General features: G+C 39.5%; 15 protein-coding genes and 1 pseudogene. 14 read left to right on the forward strand and 2 right to left on the reverse strand.

The window, feature by feature from the left end; translation table 11 throughout:
- Together IYQ23_RS08680 and IYQ23_RS08685 are read right to left on the reverse strand one after the other, a co-directional pair.
- Positions 1-96: pseudogene (locus IYQ23_RS08680) on the reverse strand (transposase); the annotation flags it as partial.
- A gap of 536 nt (positions 97-632) precedes the next feature.
- Positions 633-1,982, reverse strand: coding sequence for an aspartate kinase (locus IYQ23_RS08685; RefSeq protein WP_195674670.1), 1,350 nt, complete (start codon positions 1,980-1,982; stop codon positions 633-635).
- A gap of 167 nt (positions 1,983-2,149) precedes the next feature.
- Here IYQ23_RS08685 and IYQ23_RS08690 point away from each other — a divergent pair, with 167 nt between their 5' ends.
- The 14 genes from IYQ23_RS08690 to IYQ23_RS08755 all read left to right on the forward strand — a co-directional run bounded on the left by IYQ23_RS08690 (position 2,150) and on the right by IYQ23_RS08755 (position 13,617).
- Positions 2,150-2,941 (forward strand): enoyl-CoA hydratase, encoded by a 792-nt coding sequence (locus tag IYQ23_RS08690; protein ID WP_195674671.1) that lies wholly within the window; start codon positions 2,150-2,152, stop codon positions 2,939-2,941.
- Positions 2,942-3,032: 91 nt separating this feature from the next.
- Entirely contained in the window at positions 3,033-3,467 is a 435-nt protein-coding gene (locus tag IYQ23_RS08695; protein ID WP_022527109.1) for a MarR family winged helix-turn-helix transcriptional regulator, read from the forward strand.
- A complete protein-coding gene (locus tag IYQ23_RS08700; protein ID WP_195674672.1) occupies positions 3,467-4,441 on the forward strand; it encodes a beta-ketoacyl-ACP synthase III in 975 nt (324 codons plus the stop codon). Before IYQ23_RS08695 ends, IYQ23_RS08700 begins: the two co-directional genes overlap by 1 nt.
- A 53-nt stretch (positions 4,442-4,494) precedes the next feature.
- Positions 4,495-4,719, forward strand: a complete 225-nt coding sequence (locus tag IYQ23_RS08705; RefSeq protein ID WP_003026017.1) for an acyl carrier protein — start codon at positions 4,495-4,497, stop codon at positions 4,717-4,719.
- A 263-nt stretch (positions 4,720-4,982) separates the two neighbouring features.
- Positions 4,983-5,957 carry an enoyl-[acyl-carrier-protein] reductase FabK gene (gene fabK / locus IYQ23_RS08710; RefSeq protein ID WP_049508712.1) on the forward strand — a complete coding sequence of 325 codons (975 nt, stop codon included), beginning with the start codon at positions 4,983-4,985 and terminating at the stop codon, positions 5,955-5,957.
- Positions 5,950-6,876 carry an ACP S-malonyltransferase gene (gene fabD / locus IYQ23_RS08715; protein WP_195674673.1) on the forward strand — a complete coding sequence of 309 codons (927 nt, stop codon included), beginning with the start codon at positions 5,950-5,952 and terminating at the stop codon, positions 6,874-6,876. Before fabK ends, fabD begins: the two co-directional genes overlap by 8 nt.
- Before the next feature lie 2 nt (positions 6,877-6,878).
- Positions 6,879-7,613: a 3-oxoacyl-[acyl-carrier-protein] reductase gene (fabG, locus tag IYQ23_RS08720; RefSeq protein ID WP_003033081.1), complete on the forward strand. Its 735-nt coding sequence runs from the start codon at positions 6,879-6,881 to the stop codon at positions 7,611-7,613.
- A gap of 62 nt (positions 7,614-7,675) precedes the next feature.
- Positions 7,676-8,908 carry a beta-ketoacyl-ACP synthase II gene (gene fabF, locus IYQ23_RS08725; protein WP_021001274.1) on the forward strand — a complete coding sequence of 411 codons (1,233 nt, stop codon included), beginning with the start codon at positions 7,676-7,678 and terminating at the stop codon, positions 8,906-8,908.
- Positions 8,909-8,935: 27 nt separating this feature from the next.
- Positions 8,936-9,388, forward strand: coding sequence for an acetyl-CoA carboxylase biotin carboxyl carrier protein (locus IYQ23_RS08730; protein WP_420705603.1), 453 nt, complete (start codon positions 8,936-8,938; stop codon positions 9,386-9,388).
- Positions 9,385-9,807, forward strand: a complete 423-nt coding sequence (gene fabZ / locus IYQ23_RS08735) for a 3-hydroxyacyl-ACP dehydratase FabZ (protein ID WP_003043557.1) — start codon at positions 9,385-9,387, stop codon at positions 9,805-9,807. The genes IYQ23_RS08730 and fabZ overlap by 4 nt, the downstream gene beginning before the upstream one ends.
- A gap of 16 nt (positions 9,808-9,823) precedes the next feature.
- Positions 9,824-11,191 (forward strand): acetyl-CoA carboxylase biotin carboxylase subunit, encoded by a 1,368-nt coding sequence (locus IYQ23_RS08740; protein WP_004224972.1) that lies wholly within the window; start codon positions 9,824-9,826, stop codon positions 11,189-11,191.
- Between the two features lie 20 nt (positions 11,192-11,211).
- Positions 11,212-12,075, forward strand: a complete 864-nt coding sequence (accD, locus tag IYQ23_RS08745; RefSeq protein WP_049517085.1) for an acetyl-CoA carboxylase, carboxyltransferase subunit beta — start codon at positions 11,212-11,214, stop codon at positions 12,073-12,075.
- Complete coding sequence (locus IYQ23_RS08750; protein WP_195674675.1) at positions 12,072-12,842, forward strand: acetyl-CoA carboxylase carboxyl transferase subunit alpha; 771 nt, start codon at positions 12,072-12,074, stop codon at positions 12,840-12,842. The genes accD and IYQ23_RS08750 overlap by 4 nt, the downstream gene beginning before the upstream one ends.
- Before the next feature lie 115 nt (positions 12,843-12,957).
- On the forward strand, positions 12,958-13,617 hold the full coding sequence (locus IYQ23_RS08755; RefSeq protein ID WP_003025995.1) for a VTT domain-containing protein: 660 nt from the start codon (positions 12,958-12,960) through the stop codon (positions 13,615-13,617).
- Positions 13,618-13,640 lie beyond the last annotated feature (23 nt).

The following is a 13,640-nucleotide window of genomic DNA, read 5'->3' on the forward strand; positions in this document are numbered from 1 at the left end:
AATACGTACTCCAAATTTATTTGAGAGTTGCTTTAAGCTGATTCCTTGTTTTTTTAGTTCATAGATTTGCACTTTATCTTCATAACTCAATTTCATAATAAAATACCCCAAAAGTTAGATTTTTTCTATCTAATTTTTGGGGTGCAGATCAGAAGTTCATTCTCTTTTTTTATGTTCAAAACAATGAGAATGTATTTTTTTAAAATTTTCATTTTTAGAGAATGAGTTACACTGTTTCATTTATCGAGAGGATTGTATTATCTCAATCAAATTAAGATTGTTTGGTTTTTAGACTGCTCATGGATGATTATATTTTGTAATAGATTTCCAGGTGAGATGCCTGACGAGTTCACCTATAAATAATACACTCTGGGGAGATTACGCATAGCAATCAATCAAAATTTGAAAATTTTTAGTTCGTACTCCTACCTACCCTATGCTGTTGCTTTTATCATCAGCTACTACATCAAGATTTTGGGGTTAATATAATGCAAGTGGCTGAGCAAAAACTCAATTCATGGTCAAAGTGTAATAATCGCTTATAGCGAAAAAAGCTTAAAATCAAGTTAATTAAAAGATTGATTTTAAGCTTTTTGACTATTTTTATGAATTTTTACCTAGACTCTCAATTTTTATTCAAAAAAAGCTTTGTAAAGTGCTTTTATAGCTGCTTTTTCTTGTTCGGAATTGATAACAATCATGATAGAAACTTCACTAGATCCTTGGGAAATCATTTGGATATTAATGTGATTATCTGATAGTGCTTTAGTTGCGGTAGCAGTCAAACCGATGTGACTTTTCATTTTTTCACCGACAATCATAATGATTGAGAGATCATGTTCGATTTCTGCGTGGTCAACTTCTAACTTTTGTCTTAATTGACGAAGAATTTCTTCCTCTTTAATGGGGGTTAACTCACGATCCCGAAGAATAATAGATAAGTCATCGATACCGGTAGGCATGTGCTCCCAGCGGATATTTAGATCTTCCAATATTTGCAGAACTTTTCTACCAAAACCTATTTCACGGTTCATGAGGTATTTAGACATGTTAATACTGGTGAAATGGGCATCTGCAGCAATACCTACTACAGGGAAGTCCCTGTTGCTGTGCTTTAAAACAATTTTTGTACCAGGATGAGTAGGGTTATTTGTATTTTTTATAACGAGTGGAATTTTCCCACGGTAAGCTGGAATGAGTGCTTCGTCATGTAATACAGTAAAACCTGCATAAGCTAATTCGCGCATTTCGCGATAAGTTAATTCTGGAATGGAGTGTGGCATGTGGATAATGCCAGGGTGTGCTGCAAAAATACCATCAACATCTGTAAAATTTTCATAAAGATCAGCTTTTACACCTGCAGCAATAATAGAGCCAGTAATATCAGACCCACCACGTGAAAAGGTGCAAATCTGGTCGTTTTTTGTTACTCCAAAGAATCCTGGTATAATCAATACTTCATCAGCTTCATTTAATTCTTCGATTTTATCATAACTGGAAGGGAGAAGTCGAGCATTTCCTGGTTCGCTGGATACAATGAGTCCTGCTTCTCTAGGGTGAACATAACGAGCATCTACGCCATTTTGTGTAAAATAAGCCGCAATGAGTTTCGCATTGTTATTTTCACCTGCAGCAAGAAAAGTATCGTACAAGAACTTATTATTTTCGATAGGAAGGCTTGCGAGCTTTTGGAAACTTTTTGAAATTCTCTCTAGAATATTTGGTTTGAGTTGCAGTTCTAACGCCATATCTCGATAACGCTGAATAATCCATTGTTGGTGCTTTGTTACGTCATTACCAGCAACATAGTCTCTATAATATTTAATGAGGGCATCTGTTACCTTTGTATCCTGAGTGCATCGCTTCCCAGGCGCAGAGACAATCACGAATCGACGTTCAGGATCAGCTTTTATAATCTGTAATACTTTTTCTAATTGACCAGCAGAGGCAAGTGAACTTCCTCCAAATTTAACAACTTTCATAAATTCTCCTATAGGCTGATTGTTTAAATTATAGCAAAATTCTGAAATCTTTTCAAATTTACTTGTGCTTACTTGCTAAAGCAAATATTTTATGTTAGAATGTAACCATATTATTTGATATTCAAATAATTTAATTGACAAAGAAAATAATTGTCGGAGGCAATTAAATGCAATTTGAAAATATTTTATATAACGTTAATGACGGTGTTGCAACATTGACTTTGAATCGCGCAGAGGTTTCCAATGGGTTTAATGTTCCCATGTGTGAAGAAATTTTAAGAGCGATAAAAATGGCTTCTGAAGATGAAGAAATCCAAATTTTGCTCATCAATGCAAATGGGAAAGTATTTTCTGTTGGCGGTGATTTGGCAGAAATGCAACGAGCGGTGGAGGCAGATGATATTCAGTCTTTGGTCAAAATTGCTGAATTAGTCAATGAAATTTCTTACTCAATGAAACAACTATCTAAGCCGGTCATTATGAGTGTAGATGGACCAGTTGCTGGTGCGGCAGCTAATATGGTGGTAGCTGCAGATTTCTGTATTGCAACGGAGCGTTCTCGTTTTATTCAAGCTTTTGTGGGGGTAGGTCTTGCTCCTGATGCGGGTGGTCTATATTTACTTGCTAGAGCGATTGGTGTGACGAGAGCAACTCAATTAGCAATGACAGGTGAACCGTTAAACGCAGAAAAAGCTTTAAATTATGGTCTTTTGTATAAAGTTTGTGAAGTTGAAAAGTTAGAAACTACAACGAATCAAGTGATTAAGAAGTTGAAACGTCATTCACTTAATTCTTATCGTGCTATTAAAGAATTGGTATGGAAGAGTTTGTTTACTGGTTGGGATGAGTATGCAAAACTCGAACTACAGTTGCAGAAGACATTGGCTTTCACAGAAGATTTCAAAGAAGGGGTGCGAGCTTATGCTGAGAAGCGTCGACCAAAATTTTCTGGGAAGTAAAAAAGTAGTTGCAATTTAATTTGATATTTGATATACTTTTCTAGTCAAATGTTTTGATGTTGAAAGTTTTTTGTTAGAGGAGGATAGATTTTTGGATTACCAATTGGTCAATGATTATTTAACATCTATTTTCAATAATGTATTGGTTATTGAAGAATCTAGTTTGAGAGGCAGTCGCTTCAAAGATATCTCTATCAAAGAAATGCACACGATTGATGTTGTTGGAAAAAATCCCAATGCGACTCCTAGTAGCGTAGCAAAGGAATTGATGGTGACATTAGGAACCGTAACAACTAGTTTAAATAACCTTGAAAGAAAAGGCTATATTGAACGGACACGTTCAGAAGTTGATCGTCGTGTCGTTCATCTGAATTTGACAAAAAATGGTCGCCTGATTTATCGCTTGCACAGAAGATTTCACAAGAGAATGGTTGAAAGAATCATTGAAGGAATGGATGCTGAAGAGATGAAGGTCATGGGAAAAGGTCTGACTAATCTGTATCATTTTTTAGAGGATTTGAAATAATGAACTATGCTAAAATTAGTCAAGTTGCTCATTATGCTCCAAGTCAGGTAGTTACAAATGATGATTTGGCAAAAATAATGGATACGAGCGATGAATGGATTTCAAGTCGAACAGGAATAGAGCGTCGTCATTTATCACAAATAGAATCAACGAGTGTTTTGGCTACCAAGGTGGCAGAACAATTGTTGAAAAAGGCGAATATCCATGCAGATGAGCTAGACTTTATCATTGTGGCAACTATCACCCCAGACTCTATGATGCCTTCAACGGCTGCACGAGTTCAAGCAAATATTGGTGCAAGGCATGCCTTTGCATTTGACTTAACAGCGGCTTGTAGTGGTTTTATCTTCGCTCTGTCAACAGCTGAAAAGTTGATTTCTTCAGGTCGTTACCAGAAGGGTTTTGTTATAGGAAGTGAAACCTTATCAAAAGTCCTTGACTGGTCTGATCGTTCAACTGCGGTTCTTTTCGGTGATGGTGCTGGTGGTGTTTTGCTAGAGAGCTCAGAGCAGCAGCATTTTTTAGCTGAAAGTCAATATACAGACGGTTCGCGTGGGGAAAGCTTGACTTGTGGTAAAGTTGGTTTATCTTCACCTTATTCTGAAAAGGAAGAGGCGGCACCATATTTGACAATGGATGGTCGAAAAATTTTTGATTTTGCTATTCGAGATGTGGCAAAATCTATAAAAAATACGATTGAATCCAGTGATATTCAAGTGGAGGATATTGACTATTTACTATTACATCAGGCCAATATTCGTATTTTAGATAAAATGGCGAAAAAGATTGGTGTAACAAGGGAAAAACTTCCTGCAAATATGATGGAATATGGGAATACGAGTGCAGCGAGCATTCCAATTCTTTTATCTGATTGTGTTGAAAAAGGACTCATTCACCTTGATGGCAGTCAAACAGTTTTGCTGTCAGGATTCGGTGGAGGTTTGACATGGGGCACACTTATTGTTACAATTTAGTTATTATGTGGTAAACACATGAATATAAATATTTATTTTTAAAGGAGTCTATCATGGCAGTATTTGAAAAAGTACAAGAAATTATTGTGGAAGAACTTGGTAAAGAACCTTCAGAAGTTACTCTTGAGTCAACTTTTGATGATCTTGACGCAGATTCATTGGATTTGTTCCAAGTTATCTCAGAAATTGAAGATGCATTCGATATTCAAATCGAAACCGAAGAAGGATTGAACACAGTTGGTGACTTAGTTGCCTACGTTGAAGAAAAAACAAAATAAAAAGATGAAACGGGGCTGAGATAAGATTCTCGCCCTCTTTTGAAAAAGGTATTGAGGTAGGCAGTAAAGTTGACTGTATAACCGATTTTCTTTTGAGAAAAGAGCAAGAGACAGTTGATTTTGCTGGGGTGGAACAATAAAATCTATGGTTGGATGGCATGTTTCACTCCCTCTTGTTTAGGTAATAGTTTGATTTTCAAAGTATACAAGTGCTTGAACTGAAAGGATTGAGCCATTACTTAAGCAATATAAAGGAAGGTATTATGCAAACACGTGTTACAGAATTGTTAAATATTAAATATCCTATTTTCCAGGGTGGGATGGCCTGGGTTGCTGATGGTGACTTGGCTGGTGCAGTTTCTAAAGCGGGAGGTCTTGGCATTATCGGTGGTGGTAATGCACCGAAAGAAGTTGTCAAAGCTAATATTGATAAAATTAAGTCATTGACAGACAAACCTTTTGGCGTGAATATCATGCTGTTGTCACCGTTTGTGGAAGATATTGTTGACTTAGTGATTGAAGAAGGTGTCAAGGTTGTGACAACTGGTGCAGGAAATCCAAGTAAATATATGACTCGTTTCCACGACGCAGGTATTACAGTCATTCCAGTAGTTCCAAGTGTAGCATTGGCTAAGCGAATGGAAAAAATTGGTGCAGATGCAGTCATTGCTGAAGGAATGGAAGCAGGTGGGCATATTGGAAAATTAACCACCATGACTTTGGTTCGTCAGGTAGTTGAAGCAGTTGATATTCCTGTAATTGCAGCAGGAGGGATTGCCGATGGTCGCGGTGCAGCTGCAGGCTTTATGCTTGGTGCAGAGGCTGTTCAAGTGGGAACACGTTTCGTCGTTGCAAAAGAGTCAAATGCGCACCAAAATTATAAAAATATGATTTTGAAAGCTCGGGATATTGATACAACCATTTCTGCTCAACATTTTGGTCATGCAGTACGAGCTTTGAAAAATAAACTAACTAGAGAATTTGATCAAGCAGAAAAGGATGCTTTTAAGCAAGAAAATCCTGATTTAACTGTTTTTGAGAGTTTAGGAGCGGGTGCTCTGGCAAATGCAGTTGTTCGCGGTGATGTTGAACATGGCTCTGTCATGTCAGGACAAATTGCGGGGCTTGTCAGCAAGGAAGAAACAGTTGAAGAAATTTTAAAAGATATTTACTACGGTGCAGCAGAGGTAATCCAAAAAGAAGCTAGCCGTTGGGCAGGAGTAACTAGAAATGACTAAAACAGCCTTTCTATTTGCAGGTCAGGGTGCTCAGTATCTGGGAATGGCTCGTGACCTTTACGATCAGTTTGATGTAGTGAGGGCAACCTATGATGAAGCAAGTCAAGTATTGGGCTATGATCTACGATATCTGATAGATAATGAGGAAGAAAAGCTCAACCAGACACGCCATACTCAGCCAGCAATTTTAACCACTTCGGTTGCTATTTACCGATTATTGCAAGAAAAAGGAATGCAAGCTGATATGGTAGCAGGCCTTTCTCTTGGGGAATACTCTGCCATGGTAGCAGCAGGTGCTTTGGATTTTAAAACAGCGGTTGCTTTGGTTGCGAAACGTGGTGCTTTTATGGAAGAAGCAGCTCCTGCTGGCTCTGGTAAAATGGTTGCGGTTTTAAATGCCGATTTAGCTACAATTGAAGCAGCTTGTCGAAAGGCAAGCCAGCTAGGCATTGTCTCTCCTGCCAACTACAATACACCTAGTCAGATTGTTATTGGTGGTGAAGTTGAAGTGGTTGACAAAGCAGTGGAATTGTTAAAAGAAGCTGGTGTTAAGCGTCTCATCCCTTTGAATGTCTCTGGTCCATTTCATACAGCTTTGCTAAAACCTGCAAGTGATAAATTGGCAAAAGTTTTAGAAACAGTTGAATTTGCTGATTTCAAACTTCCTTTGGTAGGCAATACCAAAGCAACTGTCATGGAACAAGGACAAATTAAGGAACTCTTAACTCGTCAAGTTATGGAACCAGTTCGTTTTTATGATAGTATTGCAACGATGCAAAAAGCTGGTGTAACTAATTTTATTGAAATTGGTCCAGGTAAGGTTCTTTCTGGTTTTGTTAAAAAAATTGATAAATCAGCAAAGGTTGCTCACGTTGAAGATGTTAGAAGTTTATCTACTCTTCTAGAAAATAAGGAATAGGTATGGAACTGAAAGGTAAAAATGTTTTTATAACTGGTTCAACACGTGGAATTGGTCTTGCAATGGCACATAAGTTTGCAAGTCTAGGTTCCAACATTGTTTTAAACGGTCGCCGTGAGATTGATGAGGTGCTCGTATCTGAATTTTCAGATTATGGTGTACAAGTGGCTTCTATCTCTGGTGATGTGTCAGATAGCACGGATGCTAAGCGGATGGTAGAAGAAGCTATCGAAAAACTTGGAAGCGTGGATATTCTAGTCAATAATGCAGGGATTACAAAAGATAAACTCATGCTAAAATTGACAGAGGAAGATTTTGAACAGGTCTTGAAAGTGAATCTTGTTGGTGCTTTTAATATGACTCAAGCGGTTTTGAAGCCAATGTCGAAAGCTCGTCAAGGTGCTGTTATCAATGTATCAAGTGTGGTTGGTTTGATTGGCAATGTCGGTCAAGCAAACTATGCGGCTTCTAAGGCTGGACTGATTGGATTTACTAAGTCTGTAGCGCGTGAAGTAGCAGCTCGCAATGTACGAGTGAATGCTATTGCGCCAGGTATGATTGAGTCAGATATGACCGATGTTTTGTCTGATAAAGTGAAAGAAGCTACGTTAGCACAAATTCCAATGAAACGCTTTGGGAATACCAGCGAAGTGGCAGAAGTGGCAGCCTTTCTAGCTCGTCAAGAGTATTTAACTGGGCAAGTCATTGCCATTGATGGCGGGTTAACCATGAGGTAGAAGATGACTAAAACGTACGAGTTTTAAGCATGTGATATATTTTCTTAATAAAGGAGTTTGAAATGAAACTAAATCGAGTTGTTGTAACAGGATATGGAGTAACTTCACCTATTGGAAACACACCCGAAGAGTTTTGGGATAGTCTAAAAGAAGGGAAGATTGGTATTGGTCCAATTACGAATTTTGATCCTAGTGTGATTGGTGTACATAATGCAGCAGAAATTAAAGATTTCCCGCTAGAAAAACATTTTGTTAAAAAAGACAAAAATCGTATGGATATGTATTCTATTTATGCCATTCATGCAGCTTTAGAAGCGTTAGAAAATGCTCATCTAGATACCGAGACAGTTGACCATGATCGATTCGGTGTCATTGTATCTAGTGGGATTGGTGGCTTAAAAGAATTGCAAGATCAAATTATCCGAATGCATGAAAGAGGAGCCAATCGTATCCAACCGCTCTTCATTCCTAAAGCACTTTCAAATATGGGAGCCGGAAATATCGCTATTCGTGTGGGAGCTAATGGGGTATGTAAATCTATTACAACTGCTTGTGCGTCTTCTAATGATGCTATTGGAGAGGCATTCCGTGAAATCAAATTTGGTTTTCAAGATGTTATTTTAGCAGGTGGTTCTGAATGCTCTATCAACGAAATTGGCATCGGCGGTTTTGCAGCTCTTACAGCTCTGTCCACAAATGAAGATCCAAAACGTTCATCTATTCCATTTGATAAAGATCGAAATGGATTTGTAATGGGAGAAGGTGCAGGTGTTTTGGTAATTGAAAGCCTAGAACATGCTGAAAAACGTGGGGCAACGATTTTAGCAGAAATTGTGGGGTATGGAAATACTTGTGACGCTTATCACATGACAACACCATCACCAGCTGGTACAGGGGCTGCTAAAGCTATGAAACTAGCCATTGAAGAAGCAGGATTACAACCTTCAGACATTGCCTATGTGAATGCTCACGGGACTTCCACACAAGCCAATGAAAAGGGTGAAAGTCAAGCGATTGTTAATGTTCTTGGAAAAGAAGTACCAGTTTCTTCTACGAAATCCTTCACAGGACACCTTCTTGGTGCAGCTGGTGCAGTAGAAGCTATTGCAACGATTGAGGCAATGCGTCATAACTTTGTACCGATGACTGCAGGAACGCAAGAACTTTCAGATGATATCGAGGCGAATGTCATCTATGGTCAAGGGCAAGAACATGATATTCCATATGCGATTTCAAATACCTTTGGCTTTGGTGGGCACAATGCTGTACTTGCATTCAAGCGCTGGGAGGCTTAAATGAATATCAATGAAATCAAAGATTTGATGGCTCAATTTGACCAATCAAGTCTGCGTGAATTTTCTTATAAAAATCAAAGTGATGAATTAACGTTCAGTAAAAATGAAAGAACAGTTGAATCAATTGCTCCTTCTGCAGAGGATTCAACAGCGAACACCAATCTTGTTTCACAAGTCGAAGTTCCCCAGCCAACTGTTCCTCCAATTGTGGAGGAAACGGTTAGTCCAGAAGTGCTAACAGCTGAAGGCGATGTGGTTGAAAGTCCCTTGGTTGGAGTTGCTTATCTTGCTTCAGGTCCTGATAAACCTTCTTTTGTTTCTGTTGGCGACCAAGTGAAGAAGGGGCAAACCTTGATGATTATTGAGGCCATGAAAGTGATGAATGAAGTTCCGTCACCTAAGGACGGTATTGTGACAGAAATTCTTGTCCAAAACGAAGAAATGGTCGAATTTGGGAAAGGTTTGGTGCGGATTAAATGATTGATATCAATGCGATAAAAGAAGCTCTTCCCCATCGTTATCCTATGCTATTGGTTGACCGTGTGCTGGAAGTGAAAGAAGATGAGATTGTAGCGCTTAAAAATGTTACAATCAATGAGCCTTTCTTTAACGGTCATTTTCCTGAATATCCTGTCATGCCAGGAGTTCTCATCATGGAGGCTTTGGCTCAAACAGCCGGTGTTTTGGAATTGTCCAAGGAGGAAAATAAGGGGAAATTGGTCTTTTATGCCGGAATGGACAAGGTGAAATTTAAAAAACAAGTTGTTCCTGGTGATCAGCTCATCATGACAGCGAAGTTTGTGAAGCGTCGTGGCACCATTGCGGTTGTGGAAGCGAAAGCAGAAGTTGACGGGAAGTTGGCAGCGAGTGGTACTTTAACTTTTGCCCTCGGACAATAAAAAAGGAGATTTCACCATGTTTCGTAAGATTTTAATTGCCAACCGTGGGGAAATTGCGGTCAGAATTATTCGGGCAGCTAGAGAGTTAGGGATTGCGACAGTCGCAGTCTATTCTACTGCTGACAAAGAAGCTCTCCATACTTTACTGGCAGATGAAGCGGTTTGTATAGGTCCAGCAAAGTCGACAGAATCCTACCTCAATATGAATGCGGTTCTTTCTGCCGCAGTTTTGACTGGGGCAGAGGCGATTCATCCAGGCTTTGGTTTTTTGAGTGAGAATTCTAAATTTGCGACCATGTGCGAGGAAGTTGGTATTAAATTTATCGGTCCTTCTGGAGCGGTAATGGATTTAATGGGTGATAAAATCAATGCGCGTGCTCAGATGATTAAGGCTAATGTGCCTGTAATCCCAGGTTCTGATGGCGAAGTTCATACGTCAGACGAAGCACTTGCAGTTGCAGAAAAAATCGGCTATCCAGTCATGTTGAAAGCTTCTGCTGGCGGTGGTGGCAAAGGCATTCGGAAGGTTGAAAAAGCAGAAGATTTAGTAGCTGCTTTTGAATCGGCTTCTAGTGAAGCCAAGGCGGCTTTCGGAAATGGCGCCATGTATATGGAGCGGGTTATTTATCCGGCTCGGCATATTGAAGTCCAAATTTTGGCTGACCAACATGGTCATGTTGTCCACTTAGGCGAGCGCGATTGTTCACTTCAAAGAAATAATCAAAAAGTGCTGGAAGAAAGTCCGTCGGTTGCGATTGGCAAAACGCTTCGTCAGAAGATTGGGGAAGCAGCTGTTCGAGCTGCAAAATCTGTCGGATATGAAAACGCTGGAACGATTGAATTCTTATTTGATGAAGGCAAAAGAGAATTTTATTTCATGGAAATGAATACTCGTGTCCAAGTGGAGCATCCGATAACGGAATTTGTAACGGGGGTGGACATTGTTAAGGAGCAAATCAAAATTGCTGCGGGGCAAGAGCTGCCTTTTAACCAAGAAGATATTCATATAACAGGTCACGCGATTGAATGCCGAATCAATGCAGAAAATCCTGCATTTAACTTTGCACCAAGTCCGGGAAAGATTTCCAATCTCTATCTACCGAGTGGGGGAGTGGGGTTGCGTGTGGATTCTGCAGTTTATCCTGGCTACACGATTCCGCCGTATTATGACAGCATGATTGCCAAGATTATTGTTCATGGTGAAAATCGTTTTGATGCACTTATGAAAATGCAGCGTGCGCTCTATGAATTAGAAATCGACGGCGTTGTGACAAATAGCGGTTTTCAGTTAGATTTGATTTCAGACCCACATGTCATTGCTGGCGATTATGATACAGCTTTTCTTATGGAGAAATTTTTACCAGCTTATCAAAAGAAAAAGTAGAGGAGTAAAGGATATAAGTCATGGCTTTGTTTTCCAAAAAGGATAAGTATATTCGGATCAATCCAAACCGTTCCAGTCGTGAGAAACCTCAAGTGAAACCAGAGTTTCCGGATGAACTGTTTTCAAAGTGTCCAGGATGTAAGCATATCATTTACCAAAAAGATTTGGGAAGTGAACGGATTTGCCCGCAATGTGGCTATACGTTTCGTATTTCAGCTTTTGAACGCCTCAATTTAACGGTAGATGCCAATAGTTTTGAGGAATTGTTTACAGGAATTGAAACATCAGACCCCTTGAAGTTTCCTAAATATCGTGAAAAATTAAGAACTGTCCGTGAGAAAACAGGTTTGGATGAAGCGATACTAACAGGAATTGCGACAATCGGTGGTCAAAAAACTGCACTGGGGATCATGGATTCCAACTTTATCATGGCTTCTATGGGAACAGTCGTTGGAGAAAAAATTACTCGTCTTTTTGAATATGCTACAGAACATCAGTTGCCAGTCACCTTGTTCACAGCTTCTGGTGGCGCTCGCATGCAAGAAGGCATTATGAGTTTGATGCAAATGGCAAAGGTTTCCGCTGCTGTGAAACGCCATTCTAATGCTGGCTTGTTTTATTTGACGATCTTAACAGACCCGACCACGGGTGGAGTGACGGCTTCTTTTGCTATGGAAGGAGACATCATTTTGGCTGAAACGCAAGCGCTTGTTGGCTTTGCAGGCCGCCGAGTAATTGAAACAACTGTTCGTGAAAAATTGCCAGATGACTTTCAAAAGGCGGAATTTTTGCTTGAGCATGGTTTTGTTGATGCCATTGTCAAGCGCTTGGAATTGCGCTCCACCATTGCAATGCTCTTGGCTTTCCATGGAGGTAAACAATGACGAATATTACTCGAATTATTAAAGAAGCACGAGATCAGGCGCGGTTGACAGCTTTGGATTTTGCACAAGGAATTTGCGAGAATTTTATTGAATTACATGGCGATCGTTCTTTTCGAGATGACGGAGCGGTTATCGGTGGAATCGGAACTTTAGATGGTCAGCCCATCACCGTTGTTGGGATTCAAAAAGGGCGCAATCTACAGGATAATTTGCAACGGAATTTTGGGCAACCTCATCCAGAAGGTTATCGAAAGGCACTTCGCTTGATGAAGCAGGCAGAGAAATTTGGTCGTCCTGTCGTTACGTTTATCAATACAGCCGGTGCTTATCCGGGAGTTGGGGCTGAAGAGCGCGGTCAAGGAGAAGCTATTGCGCGTAATTTGCTCGAGATGAGCGATTTAAAGGTGCCGATTATCGCTATTATTATCGGTGAAGGCGGATCTGGAGGAGCGCTAGCTTTAGCTGTTGCAGACAAGGTCTGGATGCTAGAAAATTCAATTTACGCGGTGCTTAGTCCCGAAGGTTTTGCTTCTATCTTGTGGAAAGACGGCAGTCGTGCTATGGAAGCTGCAGAACTCATGAAAATCACTTCTCATGAGCTTCTTGATATGGGAGTAGTGGACAAGGTGATTCCAGAATCAGGACTCAGCAATCAAGATTTATTGTATGCTGTGAAACAAGAAATAGTCGCTGAATTAGCAAATTTGTCTCAACTACCACTTGAACAACTTTTAGAAGCACGTTACCAACGATTTCGAAAATACTAATAAAAATCAGAAGTGGATTGGCTTGTTGTACCGTTCATTTCTGTTTTTTTATTTTTAAAATACGCTTTTCTGTAGTATTTTCTGCTATAATAGAGAATGGACAAAAGGAGAAGAGATGTTTATTATTGATTTTATCTTGCATATTGATGCACACATTTATAATATTGCTCATGCTGTAGGTGGCTGGACGTATTTGATTTTGTTTTTGGTGATTTTTATTGAGACAGCTGCGGTAGTATTTCCATTCTTGCCGGGAGACAGCTTACTTTTTGCTGCAGGCGCTCTATCAGCTAATCCAGCAATGCATTTTAATGTTCTACTTTTTATGCTTCTATTTTTTGTGGGAGCTTTTGTCGGTGATACCTGTAATTTCTTCATTGGCAGAACCTTGGGTTATCGTTTTGTACATTATAAATTTTTCAGTAAATTGATAAAAGAAGAAAATATCAAAGAAGCAGAAGTGTATTTTGAAAAACATGGCTCTACTTCTATTATTTTAGGACGCTATATTCCCATTATTCGCACCTTTGTGCCTTTTGTAGCAGGTATTAGCCAATTCCCTGTTCAGTCTTTTCTGAAACGAGCTTTTATCGCAGCTTTGTCTTGGTCTTTGATTGCGACAGGGGCAGGCTATCTTTTTGGGAATATTCCCTTTGTGAAAACTCATTTTTCAGCTATTATTTTGGGAATTGTCATTGTCACCTTACTCCCAACTGTGATAAGTGTGGTTCGAAGTGCAATGATTAAAAAGCGAAACAATCAAATGAAGAGATAAGAAAACTCTGAGATGATTTGAAA

Origin of the sequence: Streptococcus sp. HF-100, assembly GCF_015594635.1 — a bacterium.
Classification (GTDB): domain Bacteria; phylum Bacillota; class Bacilli; order Lactobacillales; family Streptococcaceae; genus Streptococcus; species Streptococcus vaginalis.

What these genes read in the sequence shown, in the direction of transcription:
- IYQ23_RS08685 (WP_195674670.1), bottom strand. Translation starts at nt 1,982, where the DNA reads ATGAAAGTTGTTAAATTTGGAGGAAGTTCACTTGCCTCTGCTGGTCAA.
- fabK (WP_049508712.1), top strand. Translation starts at nt 4,983, where the DNA reads ATGCAAACACGTGTTACAGAATTGTTAAATATTAAATATCCTATTTTC.
- accD (WP_049517085.1), top strand. Translation starts at nt 11,212, where the DNA reads ATGGCTTTGTTTTCCAAAAAGGATAAGTATATTCGGATCAATCCAAAC.
- IYQ23_RS08730 (WP_420705603.1), top strand. Translation starts at nt 8,936, where the DNA reads ATGGCTCAATTTGACCAATCAAGTCTGCGTGAATTTTCTTATAAAAAT.
- fabD (WP_195674673.1), top strand. Translation starts at nt 5,950, where the DNA reads ATGACTAAAACAGCCTTTCTATTTGCAGGTCAGGGTGCTCAGTATCTG.
- IYQ23_RS08690 (WP_195674671.1), top strand. Translation starts at nt 2,150, where the DNA reads ATGCAATTTGAAAATATTTTATATAACGTTAATGACGGTGTTGCAACA.
- IYQ23_RS08755 (WP_003025995.1), top strand. Translation starts at nt 12,958, where the DNA reads ATGTTTATTATTGATTTTATCTTGCATATTGATGCACACATTTATAAT.
- IYQ23_RS08740 (WP_004224972.1), top strand. Translation starts at nt 9,824, where the DNA reads ATGTTTCGTAAGATTTTAATTGCCAACCGTGGGGAAATTGCGGTCAGA.
- fabG (WP_003033081.1), top strand. Translation starts at nt 6,879, where the DNA reads ATGGAACTGAAAGGTAAAAATGTTTTTATAACTGGTTCAACACGTGGA.
- IYQ23_RS08700 (WP_195674672.1), top strand. Translation starts at nt 3,467, where the DNA reads ATGAACTATGCTAAAATTAGTCAAGTTGCTCATTATGCTCCAAGTCAG.
- IYQ23_RS08705 (WP_003026017.1), top strand. Translation starts at nt 4,495, where the DNA reads ATGGCAGTATTTGAAAAAGTACAAGAAATTATTGTGGAAGAACTTGGT.
- IYQ23_RS08750 (WP_195674675.1), top strand. Translation starts at nt 12,072, where the DNA reads ATGACGAATATTACTCGAATTATTAAAGAAGCACGAGATCAGGCGCGG.
- fabF (WP_021001274.1), top strand. Translation starts at nt 7,676, where the DNA reads ATGAAACTAAATCGAGTTGTTGTAACAGGATATGGAGTAACTTCACCT.
- fabZ (WP_003043557.1), top strand. Translation starts at nt 9,385, where the DNA reads ATGATTGATATCAATGCGATAAAAGAAGCTCTTCCCCATCGTTATCCT.